12 protein-coding genes are annotated in these 13,165 nt (G+C 41.6%); 8 read left to right on the top strand and 4 right to left on the bottom strand.

Annotation, left to right across the window (positions count from 1 at the left end):
* Position 1: 1 nt before the first annotated feature.
* Positions 2-889 carry an SDR family oxidoreductase gene (locus IGI78_RS10280; RefSeq protein ID WP_077454560.1) on the top strand — a complete coding sequence of 296 codons (888 nt, stop codon included), beginning with the start codon at positions 2-4 and terminating at the stop codon, positions 887-889.
* Positions 890-974: 85 nt separating this feature from the next.
* On the opposite strand, the gene IGI78_RS10275 is transcribed toward IGI78_RS10280, so the two are convergent.
* Complete coding sequence (locus IGI78_RS10275; protein ID WP_430617995.1) at positions 975-2,483, bottom strand: helix-turn-helix domain-containing protein; 1,509 nt, start codon at positions 2,481-2,483, stop codon at positions 975-977.
* Between the two features lie 180 nt (positions 2,484-2,663).
* Between IGI78_RS10275 and IGI78_RS10270 the strand changes: the two genes are divergently transcribed.
* The 5 genes from IGI78_RS10270 (at position 2,664) to IGI78_RS10250 (ending at position 8,177) form a co-directional block, all read left to right on the top strand.
* Positions 2,664-3,239 (top strand): WxL domain-containing protein, encoded by a 576-nt coding sequence (locus IGI78_RS10270; protein WP_195264956.1) that lies wholly within the window; start codon positions 2,664-2,666, stop codon positions 3,237-3,239.
* A 16-nt stretch (positions 3,240-3,255) separates the two neighbouring features.
* Positions 3,256-4,305: a DUF916 and DUF3324 domain-containing protein gene (locus tag IGI78_RS10265; protein WP_142424380.1), complete on the top strand. Its 1,050-nt coding sequence runs from the start codon at positions 3,256-3,258 to the stop codon at positions 4,303-4,305.
* An 18-nt stretch (positions 4,306-4,323) separates the two neighbouring features.
* On the top strand, positions 4,324-6,489 hold the full coding sequence (locus tag IGI78_RS10260; RefSeq protein WP_430617994.1) for a lectin-like domain-containing protein: 2,166 nt from the start codon (positions 4,324-4,326) through the stop codon (positions 6,487-6,489).
* Between the two features lie 680 nt (positions 6,490-7,169).
* The gene (locus IGI78_RS10255; protein WP_077454484.1) at positions 7,170-7,538 is read left to right on the top strand and encodes a DUF7006 family protein; all 369 of its coding nucleotides are present in this window, start codon (positions 7,170-7,172) and stop codon (positions 7,536-7,538) included.
* Between the two features lie 276 nt (positions 7,539-7,814).
* Positions 7,815-8,177, top strand: coding sequence for a hypothetical protein (locus IGI78_RS10250; protein ID WP_077454481.1), 363 nt, complete (start codon positions 7,815-7,817; stop codon positions 8,175-8,177).
* 50 nt (positions 8,178-8,227) lie between these two features.
* Here IGI78_RS10250 and IGI78_RS10245 read toward each other — a convergent pair whose 3' ends face one another.
* Both IGI78_RS10245 and IGI78_RS10240 read right to left on the bottom strand, forming a co-directional pair.
* Entirely contained in the window at positions 8,228-8,662 is a 435-nt protein-coding gene (locus tag IGI78_RS10245; RefSeq protein WP_223079859.1) for a MarR family winged helix-turn-helix transcriptional regulator, read from the bottom strand.
* A gap of 58 nt (positions 8,663-8,720) precedes the next feature.
* The gene (locus tag IGI78_RS10240) at positions 8,721-9,131 is read right to left on the bottom strand and encodes an organic hydroperoxide resistance protein (RefSeq protein WP_081118133.1); all 411 of its coding nucleotides are present in this window, start codon (positions 9,129-9,131) and stop codon (positions 8,721-8,723) included.
* 252 nt (positions 9,132-9,383) lie between these two features.
* Here IGI78_RS10240 and IGI78_RS10235 point away from each other — a divergent pair, with 252 nt between their 5' ends.
* Both IGI78_RS10235 and IGI78_RS10230 read left to right on the top strand, forming a co-directional pair.
* Positions 9,384-9,596 (top strand): hypothetical protein, encoded by a 213-nt coding sequence (locus tag IGI78_RS10235; protein WP_430617993.1) that lies wholly within the window; start codon positions 9,384-9,386, stop codon positions 9,594-9,596.
* A complete protein-coding gene (locus tag IGI78_RS10230) occupies positions 9,593-10,552 on the top strand; it encodes an SPFH domain-containing protein (protein ID WP_200124823.1) in 960 nt (319 codons plus the stop codon). The genes IGI78_RS10235 and IGI78_RS10230 overlap by 4 nt, the downstream gene beginning before the upstream one ends.
* A gap of 66 nt (positions 10,553-10,618) precedes the next feature.
* On the opposite strand, the gene mprF is transcribed toward IGI78_RS10230, so the two are convergent.
* Positions 10,619-13,165 carry a bifunctional lysylphosphatidylglycerol flippase/synthetase MprF gene (gene mprF, locus IGI78_RS10225; protein WP_430617992.1) on the bottom strand — a complete coding sequence of 849 codons (2,547 nt, stop codon included), beginning with the start codon at positions 13,163-13,165 and terminating at the stop codon, positions 10,619-10,621.

Here is a 13,165-nt window from a genome sequence, read left to right as displayed (position 1 = left end):
CATGTCAGAAAAAATCAACAATCCGTTAACGAAGTATTATGATGGCAAATTTGAAAAACAGGTGCAAGAAGCACCGGCGATTCAAGGGAAGATGCAGCCAGTACCTGATTGCGGGGAAGAAAGCTACGCTGGTTCAGGCAAATTAACTGGACGCAAAGCATTAGTGACCGGTGGTGATTCTGGTATTGGTCGAGCTGCAGCCATCGCTTTTGCCAAAGAAGGCGCCGATGTGGCAATCAACTATCTTCCTTTTGAAGAAGAAGACGCGCAAGAAGTCAAAGCAGTCATCGAGAAAGCTGGACGCAAAGCAGTCTTGATCCCAGGAGACTTAAAAGATGAGACCTTCGCTCGTCAATTGGTTCATGAAGCAGCCAAAGAATTAGGCGGTTTAGATACGTTAGTTCTAAATGCTGGGATGCAACAAGCGGTGAAGGACATCAAAGAGTTGACTACGCAACAAATTCAAGATACTTTTACAACGAATATCATCTCCATGTATTGGACTGTTCAAGAAGCGTTGGATTACTTACCAGCCGGTGGAAGCATCATCACCACCACTTCGATCCAAAGTGCGGAACCAAGTGCCCATCTGTTAGACTATGCAGCCACGAAAGGTGCCATTACTTCCTTTAGTAAGGGGTTAGCTGCGCAATTAAGTGAAAAAGGTATTCGGGTCAATACCGTTGCGCCTGGTCCAATCTGGACGCCACTTCAAATTTCTGGTGGTCAACCACAATCTGCGATCCCAGAATTTGGTCAAAAAGAATTGATGAAACGTGCCGGTCAACCGGTGGAACTAGCACCCGTTTACGTTTTCTTAGCTTCTGATGAAGCAAGTTATGTAACTGGCCAAGTGTACAGTGTAACTGGTGGTAGCTTCTTCGCTTAAAATTGTCAGGACTAAAAATAGTAGTAAAAAAGCTCGAGCAAAGATGCTCGGGCTTTTTTTTGCGGATGTAAATGGAATCGGCAGCTTACTTCTCTTGTTTCGCAAACATCTTTGTCATCATTTGTTGATTGATTTTTGCAAAAATCGCTGCCCACTCTTGTTCATCTTGCAGGTTTGACAGCAAGACTAATTTTTCGGAGAACATCACTTCTTCATAATTATCCGTGATCAATAAATCGGCGGCTTCCATTTGCTTGACGAAAGTCACAGAATCTTTAGCATAAATCGAACGAATCCTCGTCTCAATCATTTGCTTTGTGCGGTATTGGATCGTCGTTTGAATATAGATCGATACGGTAGGGGGCGTGTTCATCAGTGTTTCCAAATATAAGAGATGAGCCAGATAAGGCAATTGTGTCTGTTTAAAATAGTCTTTATCCAGGTCGGCAAATGGGTAGTTTTCAACGTGGGTCAGTAAAAGTTGGCTGATGGCCGCATAGGTCTCGTCATTTGTTGGAGCGTTTTCCGTCAGCATTTCGTGTTCTAGCTGCCAAACCTCCAAGAGATCGATCCCAATAATGATCGATAGGTTGAAGACTAGCAGGCAACTGCTCAAAAGCTTTTCGAATTCGGCTTTTCCCTGATTAGGAGCAAAGGTAGTATGCCAATCTTCGATCATAGTAGTGAAAAAACAGACAAGATCCGTTTTAGAGTACTTAATTGCTTGAATAATGGCTTGTGTTTTCTCTTGGGGAACAACCCCCGGTAAAAAGACATGGAGGAAGAAATTCAAGTACAGATACTCTGATCGTCGCGTTTTGTCTGAAACATACTCAGTACTTAAGAAGAGTGAGTCAAGAATATCTGCTGGTAAAAAGCAGTAGAATTCCATCATCTCCAAATACTTATCAGGGATTATTGGCAGATATTTTCTTTTGATACTGCGGCCGACAACGGTTTGCCAAAATGCAGCTAATTTGTTTTTTGTTAGTTGATCAAAAGCCGAAGTTTCAAAATAGGCGGTAAACTTGGCGGTCTCTTTTGGAGAGATACTTGGCAAAAGCCACAATTCAGCAGGCGCACTTTGAGTTAAAAAGCTATAAATAAAAATACGGATATCAAGTTCCTTGCCCGCTAATTCAATCCGATTTTGGTGATCTGTTCGGATAACAATCTGAAACTTTTCTAGTAATTGATTGACTTTCTTGATCAAGCGGTATACATGAGACTGACTAATGTGTAAATCAAGGCATAGCTGTGTGAGGGGTGTTTGGTTACGGCCAATCAACGAATGGATAAAGTGATATTGTGTGGAGTTGAGCAAATAATGATACATCAGCTTGGAATAAAAAGGTTGCTCTTCTTCCTCACCACAATCCACAAAATATTGATTGTAATTGTTTTTATTCAAAAGTAACGTTGGTGAAAGTTGCTGCAAATCTTCGTTTAAAAAATAGATGTACTTTTGTAAGCTTTTTAATGGGATCTTTAGGGCTTCTGAGAGTTTAACGAGTGTTACTCCATTCGAATTACACACATACTTGAAAATAGCTAATTTCTTTTCTTCTGCGGGAGAAATAAATTCTCGATACATAAGGCATTCTCCTTTTTGGCGTTTTTTTTACGCTAAATCTGTGAACCGTATGATAACCATGATGGATTATACTTATAATAGATGAGAATAAGATGAAAAAATACAAACTAAATTATTATTTTTTATCGGTGCTTTTTTCATCCATCGACTACTCATCAAAAAAGGAAGGAAGAGATAAAAATGAAGAAAAAGGCGGGAGTATTAGGTTTAATCGGTATCAGTTTGGCACTATCACCTGTTAGGGCATTTGCGGCGGAAGCGAATCCGACTGCTTCAATGACCAGTCAGGCGACAATAACCATCGAACAAGGAATCTTATCGTTAGATCAAGTGACGAATTTTGATTTTGGTACTACGAGCATCAAAGATATTGCGACAGGCGATCAAGTGCTTACCACTGCAACGAATGAGGCAACGTCAATTACCGATTATCGTGGACCCAATGAAGCAGGCTGGCAGTTGACTGCTCAATTATCAAAAATGACAAATGCTGCAAACAATGAACTTTTAAATGCAAAAGTCACCCTCAATGGGTCAATTGATTCCGGCGATGCCTCCCTCGTCTCAGGAACAGAATTGATGGTAGGGGCAACAGATCCTACGCTGATTGCTAGTGCTAATGGAACGACGGGTCTGGCAACAAATGATTTTGATTTTACAAGTGCAACCTTGACGATTCCAAAACAAAACATCAACAGTGGTGCTTATAGTGGCACGATTACTTGGACATTATCAAATACTTATCAAGCAGAATAACAAAGGAAGGGCGACAATGAAAAAACAAATCAAGTGGTTGGTACTCATCAGCTTTTTTATTAGTCTGTTTTGCTTTATAAAAGTTACCGGTTATGCACAAACGACGCGGTTCACAGTAACCCCAGAACTTCCCCAAAATCAACTTAGCGATGTCAGTTACTTTGACTTACTGGTAACGGATGAGACCAAACAGGATTTGACTGTTGCCCTTCATAATACAAGCTCAGACGCATTGACCATAAAAGCAACAGCACTAAATAGTTATACGGCCTCTACTGGGATTATTGCGTATCAAGCAGAACAGACCGCCGAAGAGAACCAAGGAACCTCGTTTAGTCAATTGATTGAGAACCCAAGGCAGACGATTAAACTTGATCCTGGAGAAAGTCATCAGGTTCATTTTACCCTTTCAATGAAAGGTGAAGAATTTGCAGGAGAAATACTTGGTGTGTTTGCCTTTGAAGAAGAACCGTCAGAGACAACTGAAAGCCAGCAAACAAATCTGCAAGCCAACTATAAAATTCAGCAAGGGATCCGCTTGCGTCAGAATGTGGCAACCATGCCTGATCCCCAATTGTCTTTGATCAATTCTGAGGCGGTGGAAAGAAATGGTTCTGCTGCTCTCAAAAGCAGTATCCGCAATAGTCAGCCCACAGCATTTGGCAAAATATCTGTGAAAACGATCATACGTGAGCAAGACAGCGGCAACAAGGTCGGTGGGTTTTCTGCAGAGGATTTTCAAATAGCTCCGAATTCGGTTTTGGAGCTGTTTAGTGCCTTTGATCAGAACATTCTCGAACCGGGGACCTATATGTTACGGATCGAGTTGAATGCGCCTAAAGGAACGTGGGTATTTGAGGATTCGGTGGTGGTTGATCGCAAGCAAGCCAAGCTTATCAACCGCCAGACAACATTAGGTGCAGCATATCTTCAAAAACAGTACTGGCTCTATGCAGGAGGGATACTTCTCTTCCTGCTTGTCCTACTTCTCTTGTTCATTTTTTATAAGAGACGTAATAAAGCAGAAGTAGATGATGGGCTGGCAGTGAAAGAAGAATCAGAATGAAGAAAGCGGAGGACAGTGATGAAAAAGTTTGGCATTATCCGATGGGGCTATGTGTTCTTTTTTAGCATTTTGCTGCTGTGCGGGAAACAAGAAATCGTCCTTGCTGCGGTATCTGCGCCAGATTTTCCTACGTTAGCGATTGACGATTCTCTGATCACTCCTGTGGGCCAAGCGGGTTCGCCACAAGGAGAACCGGGCTTCAATTATGTTCAGGTCAATGATGGAGCTACCACCAACTCCAGTGGTGGTGTCTGGTTCAATAAGCCGGTTTCTTTTACTCGCTCCTTTCGGTTAGAAATGGCATTTTGTATCGATAATACAGCAACGGACAGCGATGGGATAGCTTTTGTGATGCAAAGCAGTGGCTTAAATGCACTGGCAGAACAAGCAGGACCGACGATTGGAGTCTGGTCAAATACAGGAGGAACAACTCCTTTAAGTACGGGAGCGATCCCACAAAGTTTTGCGATTGAATTCGATACGTTCTATAATAATGCCGGTTTGACTGGGGACGGTATGATGGATCGCGATGTTCCTTCCGGCCATCATATCGCATGGAATTTTCCCGGCTCAAATGACGCATATACCACCGATGGTTGGCTGATTATCGACAAAGTCTTAAATCATCGTGATACGGTATCAGTGAGTGATATTTCCGATGGGGTGTGGCATAGTTTTACAGTAGTTTTTGATCAGCCAACGCAAACGTTGCGTTACACCGTACCAGATTTCGGTGTTGATGTAACAGTACCTGTTGATGACACCTTCAAATCGAATTTGAACCTGACCAATAGTGCACCGGTCTATTTTGGTTTTACAGGTGCAAACGGTGGCTATGTTCAAGAAAAAGCTGTGGCCTTTGTCGATGTTGAAGGACTAGTAGAAATTGATATGCGAACCGGTGTTTTTGAAAAAGACCCGGTCAAACTATTGTTGGATACTGGTACGACACTTGCCCAGCCAGCCACTGTCGACAATAGCAAAACCATTATTTATGCGACCTATCTTTCCTACAAGGACACCAGCGATTTAGCTGATTTAGAATCAGGCATCACGCTTTCCAGTCTTTTTCCGGAGGGCTTGTCTCTCGTACCGGAAGCTGTTTATTTCGGTAAGGCCAGCGAAATTATGGTCAATGGTCTGCCGGAAGGCGGAACCGCCTTACCCTTTGTCATTGAAAATGGGCAGTTAATTACGACACTACCTGACATGGTCAAAGGAAACGACTACATTGTTCATTTTTCCGTCAATTACACAGAAGCTCCGATCGATGAGAATCTGGATACAATCATTCCTGTCCAAACGATTTTTAATGGGAATGCCTTTGTCTCTAGTTTGACCTCGGGGGATCCAGAAACCCACTATTATCAAATGACCGGAAACTTTCCGCCGAGCTTGACCACAGGTTTGGTGTCGTTAACAGAAGCAAAAGCAAACCGACAGATCGTGCGACAAAAGCGTAATTGTTATCTACCAATTACGATCGAGGACCAAAACTCGACTCAAGCCAAAGTGTACGCTACGGATTTTTTTACCGAAGAAACGGCTATCACTGAAGATGATTTTTCAGAGGTGGCCCTCATTGAACGAAGTGCAATAACCGAGCCTTTGACGGATACATTGATGTTGGATACCAATGCGTTGGCACCGGGTACGACGTATTATCTGGCGGTTTATGTGATCGACACGGAAGGGAATCGATCGGAGACTCGTTTTTATGGCATCGACTTTCGTGGGATCGTGGAATTTAACCAGGCGCCTACCTCAATCAATGGAACTGTAGTCACGGTAAATGAGCTGGCGCGTTCCATCAGAGACGATGGCTATGCTTATCTAGCACTTTCTTATGACGAAGAACCATCTCTTTTATCAATCACGAATACTAGTGAGGGAACTTGGCAATTAAATGGTCAGATGACGGATTTTTTGCAAGAGCAACAACTGCTGGCGGATGAAATCCAATTGGTTCTCTATGATCTGGAGACCAATCAGCTGATGGCTTCCATAACCTCTGAGGAACAAGTGATTTTTCAACAGCAACCAACAGGCGAAGCAAATTTAACGGTTGATCTTAAAGAATACGATTGTTACTTTCGCTTTGTTCCCAAAATGGAGCTAATTTCACCCGGAACTTATACAGGCGCTATCAATTGGCGGTTGGAAAGTACGATCATCGATGAATAGCAACAAAAAAAACGCCCAGATGGCGTTTTTTTTGTTGACTGAAGCGATAAAGTTAGCTTTGGCGGCTTTTCGCAATTTTCAAAACTAATGACAGACCGGCTAATGCGAAGCTGCCGTATTTAACGAATTTTTCCAAGGATTCTAAAGTTTGCTGTTTTTTGTGTTTGCAGTCTGGACAGCTTTTTTCATGGGCACTCAATTTTTTTCCGCATTTACAATGACTCTTCATCTGTGATCCACTCCTCGTTTCGTTTTATTTTGATGTCTTTCTATAATTTAATTATACATGTTGTATAAGGTTCTGTCTGAAATTATGCTGTGTCAGTCGTTTGTGAAAATGAGACAAAACCTACATTCATTAGGGAAGCGTAGGAGTGTATAATTACTGAGCGAATGCAGTTGCAGTTCCTGTTGGAGAGGGATCGCGCTAGATAAAAAAAGAAGGGAATCTGACAATTTTCTCATTTTCGACAAGTGCTGATTCGCTTTGCTTATCAGTTTGGCAAAATTTTGCTATTGTTGAGTAAGATTAGGGGTTAGAATAGTAGCTTCTCTTTTTTTTCTAAATTCTGTCCTTAATTTGAGAACGAAAATCACCGATAGTATGCTATATATAGGAACAAGGAGCCATCCTTGACGATGTCGAATATGGCATTTGAATGAAAGGATTGATGAAACAAGTGATTTCTTCAATAATTTATACTGACACGAAGGCTTATTTTGATAAAGTGCTGGATCAAGCGCTGTTGGATCTATTAAAAACTGATTATCCCAAAGTCTATGATCATGTCCAAAAACTGATCGCTTCTATGGAGGAAACGATCCAACGAATTGACAGCACGAACTTTTGGCAGTTGATGCCGGAAATTTTAGGCTACGATTCTCGTTTTGTTTTGTTGAACTCTCTGCAATTGTCAGAAGACAAATTGTTGACGGAGCTAGAAATCCTTCAAATGATCGAACGGGATTATCCGAATTTGAATAAAGAATTTTGTGGCTATTCCTTGAAAGAACAAGAGCATGAGAGTTTGATCTTTAGTGTTCAATAACTATTTTTCGTAGGAGTATCAAGTAGAGTAAGAAAACGACTAGGTAAGCTAGTCGTTTTTTTTATCAAGAAAAAGAATAATTAAACACGTTATTTATCATTAAAATAAAAAATATTTTGAAATTGTGAATAAAATAGATTATTATTGATATATAATCCTTTTAGTGAAAGAAAAAACAATCGGAAAGAGGAAGAGGATAGCCAGCTGATTGAAAAAGCTGCGATTGTTTTAATTAGAAAATAGAAACTAGCCTAATCGGCGTGGAAAGGAGCAATTATGGATTACTTAAGTTTCTCAAAAAAAGAGTGGGAAGTCTTAGTTTGTTTTTGGGCTGTAGATGAACCATTATGCTGTACAGAATTTAGTGAACGTTTCAACTTGAATCGTAACACATCATTGTCCGTGATTCGCAAATTAGTTAACCAAGGAGTTCTAGAAATTGCGAGCATTAAAATGAGTGGATCAGTTTTGGCTCGTCGTTTTCAACCAGCTGTAAGTGAATTAGAGATATTGCAGACCGGTCTAACCGATGATCAAATTTTTGAATTAGTGAAAATCGCCATCAAAAAAATTGAGGACCCAGAACAATTAACTCAGTTACTAAATGTGATCGGTGAATTGAAAACCAAAGCTTCTTAAATAAAACTCGTTTGGATGATAAAAAAATGATCCGCTGTGAAAACAGCGGATCATTTTTCTTGTTCTTGAAATTTTTGTACCATCTTTGTCGTCAATTCATGGAGGACTGACAGTTCTTCCGGTTCAAGGGGCAAGAATTCAGTCACTTTGTAGGGAATCTCTAGCGCTTGCTTATGAAGTGCTTTGCCGGATTCCGTCAGTGTAACCCGCAAGGAACGTTCATCGTCTTGATTTCGATTTCTTGCGAGGTAGCTTTTTGCCTCAAGCTTTTTTAAAACCGGTGTCAGTGTGCCAGAATCGAGACATAATTGCTTCCCCAATGCTTTGACACTGATCGCTTCTTCTTCCCATAACACCAACATCACTAAATATTGGGTATAGGTCAAATTCAACGGATCTAGTAAGTCTTTGTACTGTTTGATAATTTCTTTTGAAGCGGCGTATAGAGGAAAACACAATTGGTTTTCTAACGCTAAGACATTCATGTTTTCACCCCTTTTTCTAACATCCGCCTCTTATCATAGCTGTTTTTTCAACGAAAGTCTACTCGCTAACGGCTTTGACTGTCACTTCAATGTTGCCAGCTGTAGCTTTTGAGTAAGGACATACGGTATGAGCGATCTCAAGCAATTCTTGTGTTTCTTCTGTTGACAAACCTTCGATTTGGCCTTCGATCTCCACACCCAAGACAAAACTTGATTCACTTTCTGCGTATAAGGTCACTTGTGCGCTAACGGTAGAAGCACCTTCGATCCCTTTGCTGCTTTTCACCAATTCAAGGGCACTATTGAAACAAGCGCTAAAGCCAGCTGCAAAAAGTTGTTCCGGATTCGTTGCATTTTCTACTCGTTTGCCAGGTGCAGTGATATTTAGTTCAAATGAATGATCAGGGCTGTGTACTTCTCCTGAACGGCCACCAGTGTTGATCATCTTTGTTGAATACATTTTTTTCATCATTTCTTCACTCCTGTGTTTTTTGTATTTTGTACAATTTAATTGTATGCAATTTAATTGAAGAATGCAAGAAATTGGTTTTCAGTTTGTCTTTTTTTTTTCTAAAAAGGAGGGAATTATAAAAAGTTTACTGTTCTCTTGGGTGAAACGTGCTATTATAGTTAGTAACACTTGTAACAGAATGAACAATTAGTTTGAAACGAAGAATTTACTGCATGCAGGCAAAGAGGGTGGAAAATCATCGTAGACTACATGGAACAACGAGCGGTTGGACGCTATTTTCGATCGCTGACGGATCATTATTCAGGTTATATCCGTCTTTATGGCACCTACACAGAATATCGGGTGATTGCAGGGATTCCTGATGAAAATGTGATGTTAGAGATTATCGGGGTTGAAAACGGTGTCTTATTGACCCGTGTAAACAATACATTATTTGAAAATGGAAGAGGGTTTTTACAATGATCATTATCCAAATTATTTTAGTTATCTTAGTATTAGTGATTCTGATTTGGCTGATTGCAAGCACTGCTGTGATCGTTCGTCAAGGGGAAGTCAAAGTCGTGGAAAGTTTTGGGAAATATGTTCGAACGTTGGAACCAGGTCTTCATTTTCTTGTTCCGATTTTATATACAGTAAGAGAAAGAGTGTCCTTGAAACAGATTCCTTTGGAGATCGAACCGCAAAGTGCAATTACAAAAGACAACGTGATCGTGCAGATCGATGAAGCAATCAAATACCACGTCACAGATGTTCGTGCTTTTGTTTACGAAAATGAAAACTCCGTTATCTCAATGATTCAAGATGCACAATCAAACTTACGGGGGATCATTGGGAAAATGGATTTGAATGAGGTTTTAAATGGGACAGAAGAAATCAACGTAGCACTGTTTACTTCAATCAAAGACATCACGGCCGGCTATGGGCTAGCGATCGACCGAATCAACATTGGGGAAATCAAAGTTTCTCAAGAAATCATTGAATCAATGAACAAACTGATCACAGCTTCCAGAGACAAAGAGTCGATGATCACAAGAGCCCAGGGGGAGAAATCTTCTTCTGTCTTGAGTGCGGAAGCCAAAGCTTCTCAGATGACAATCGATGCGCAAGCTCGGGCGGAACAAACCCAAATCGACGCGGAGGCACGGGCAAAACGTGTCCGGATCGATGCCGAGGCAGAAGCGGAACGAATCGCCAAAATCACAGAAGCCGAACGCAAGCGGATTTTAGCCATCAATGAAGCTATCAAAGAAAGTCAACTAGACGAGCGCTCACTATCATATCTAGGAATCGAAGCTTTTAAAGATGTGGTCAATAGCAATACCAATACGGTCATTCTGCCATCAAACATGACGGAACTGGGAAATATTCCAGTCGTCAAACAACTTTGGGAAAACGCACCATCTAAATCAGCAGAATAACTTCTAAGCACAACAATAAAAAAAGCTCAAATGCTCCGAGTACAAATCGGCGCATTTGAGCTTTTTTTATTTCGTTTTGTCTGCCGATTGATTATCGACAATCAACAGGGCCATCATGACATAACCGATCCAACTGTCCCGAGAATACAAGATGTAGCGAGGGGACCAAGAAGCGGCATATTTCTGTTTGTATTCTCGTAGCCCTTCAAAAGAATAGAAGCGAGAACCAAAGGTGTAAACGAGATAGGCGATCCGCTCTTGCAAGAAACTACTGCGGAAAGTACCAACATTGGCTAACGGTGCCATGCCTAAATCGAATTGTTGATACCCATGTTCTTTAAAATAGTCGAATAGCTGAATAAACAAGAAATCCATCGTTCCATTTGGCGCTTTTTCAGAATCGTGGCGCATCAAATCGATGGATGCCAGACCTGTTTGATACGTGGGCATAAAGGAGGCAAACGCGACGATCTCTTGCTGCTGATTACGGACGACTGCAATTGGTGCGGTATTTAGATAAGATTCTGAAAAGAATCCAAGGGAGAACCCTTTTTCTTTCCGTCCATCTAGCCAGTTGTCAGAAATTTCTTTAAGGGTTGCAAAGGTTTCGGCTGAAAAGGGTGGGGTGAGCACATCAAAGGTAAAGCCTTCTTTGGTGATCTTGTTGTTCAATGCCCGCTGTCCCTTCATTTTCTTTCCTGAAAGGGTGAAGCTAGGTAGATCCACATAGGCTTTCTCACCGAATTTGATAAAGTCATACCCAAATTCATGCAGCAGCATCACCATTTCTTCACTACTTTCATAAAAGACCGGCAAGTAATTCCACTGATCCATCTCTGTTAAGAAGGTTTCCAGTGCCTGCGGAAAGTCTGCTTGCTTCCCAGAAGGATCCCCCATGACCAAGCATTTATTATTAAAGGTCGTAAACTGAAAAAAGACCGTCGGCTCGCCGATTTCTGGATAAACGTACACTTGCTTGTCTTTTAAATAAACAAGATGGCTGTCGCTATTGCCGCCATAGGTGTTCAAAACATGTTTCACTTTATCAGTGGCGGCACTGACACCTAGTTGGTACTTTGGTCCCATCAAGTAGCGGGCAAACAGCAGCATCGCAACGGCGACAAATAAAATCGCAACGAAACCTTGGAGCCATAATTTTTCAGAGGGGAAAAGCAAAAAGTCCATCGAATGGTGGTGCGTCGGATGTCGATTGAGATGAGGCATATTATAGACCCCAATAATGACATAGAGGATCGTCAGCGAACCAATCAACAAACCATCGATCGTCAACCATTCCCACGAGAAGACTAGCTGTTTACGGAATAACTCGCTTTTTGAAAAAATCATGATCGCTAATAATAATAGAAGAAACAGCATGGTCGACAAACGGAAACCCGCAAAAATAGCATAGCCGATCGTTGCTGCAATCAACAAAAGTGTCGGCACATACGCGCGACTGACACGGGCAGAGATGCCGCGACCGGCAATCAAAAAGAGATAGCCGAGAAAGATACTCGGGTACTGCATCACGAAATTCAAGCGAATCGGATTGAGATGGGCTAACCATTTGATTTGGTCAAAGGCTTCTGGGATCGTGGCGGAGAGTACCAACATCGTTCCCGTCAGATAAAGCAGCAACACTTCGATCTTATGGAATACTTCCAACAACAAGCTTTTTGGAATTCCAGAAAAGCGCTGGTTGAGGGAGACACCAACATTTTTTGAGAAAAAGATCAAACCGATCAAAAAGGGAATAATGTAATAAAACAGGCGGAACAGCAAGAGCCAAGCAATAACACTTTCACGAGGAATTTGCAGTGAACCCATTCCCATGATCATCATTACATCAAACGTTCCAAGTTCCCCAGGAATCATTGATACGATTCCAATCACGGAAGCAGCAATGAAAAGCGGCAACAGTTGAAACACATCGACCGAGATACCCATCAAGAGACCCGTTGTGAAGAAGGCGGCAAAAACACCCAGCCATTCCAATAAGGAAGCGGCGATCAGCTGCAGACGATCACGTCGTTGCAGCCCACCTAAGTAGGCATTTTTTTTGGAAAAACTAAGGGCATAGACGATTGGAAAATAAAGACTGCCGCCTAAAAGCCAGATCCAATACTGTTGTAGATAATCGGTCGTGGGCCCGAAGAGGACGAATGCCAGCGCAGCAAGCGACAAAATCGAAAGACCAGACATTAAGTAGATAAAAATCTTCGAAATTGCTTGGGCAACGTCTTTGCCTTTTTTTCCTTTGCCATAAAATTCCGACCGTAACCCGATACTGATGAAACCGCCAAAGCCGATCAAATTGTTCATGGTATTGATGATCCAGCTGGTTTCTAGTAAATAACGGCGATCAGGTTTGTCCCCTAGTAAGCGATTCAAGACGATATCATATAAGACCATGGGAAAGACACACAGTAAGCCAATGACAGCCATTAAAGCCACTCGCCAAAGGGATAGTTGCGCAAACAATTGTTTTAGTTGATCAATCGAGATCGTCTTGCTTAAGGAAAGCAGCTCGCCGAACACGATCACGGCTACTGCAATTAAGAAGAGTGTTTTAAACAGTGAGCGGTGGTCGCGGAGCCAAGTAAAGATTCTCAT

The organism is Enterococcus sp. DIV1767, from assembly GCF_050542585.1.
In the GTDB taxonomy this organism is placed as follows: domain Bacteria; phylum Bacillota; class Bacilli; order Lactobacillales; family Enterococcaceae; genus Enterococcus_D; species Enterococcus_D innesii.
The sequence above is the reverse complement of the archived record's forward strand: the minus strand, read 5'-3'. Positions and strand labels throughout refer to the sequence as shown.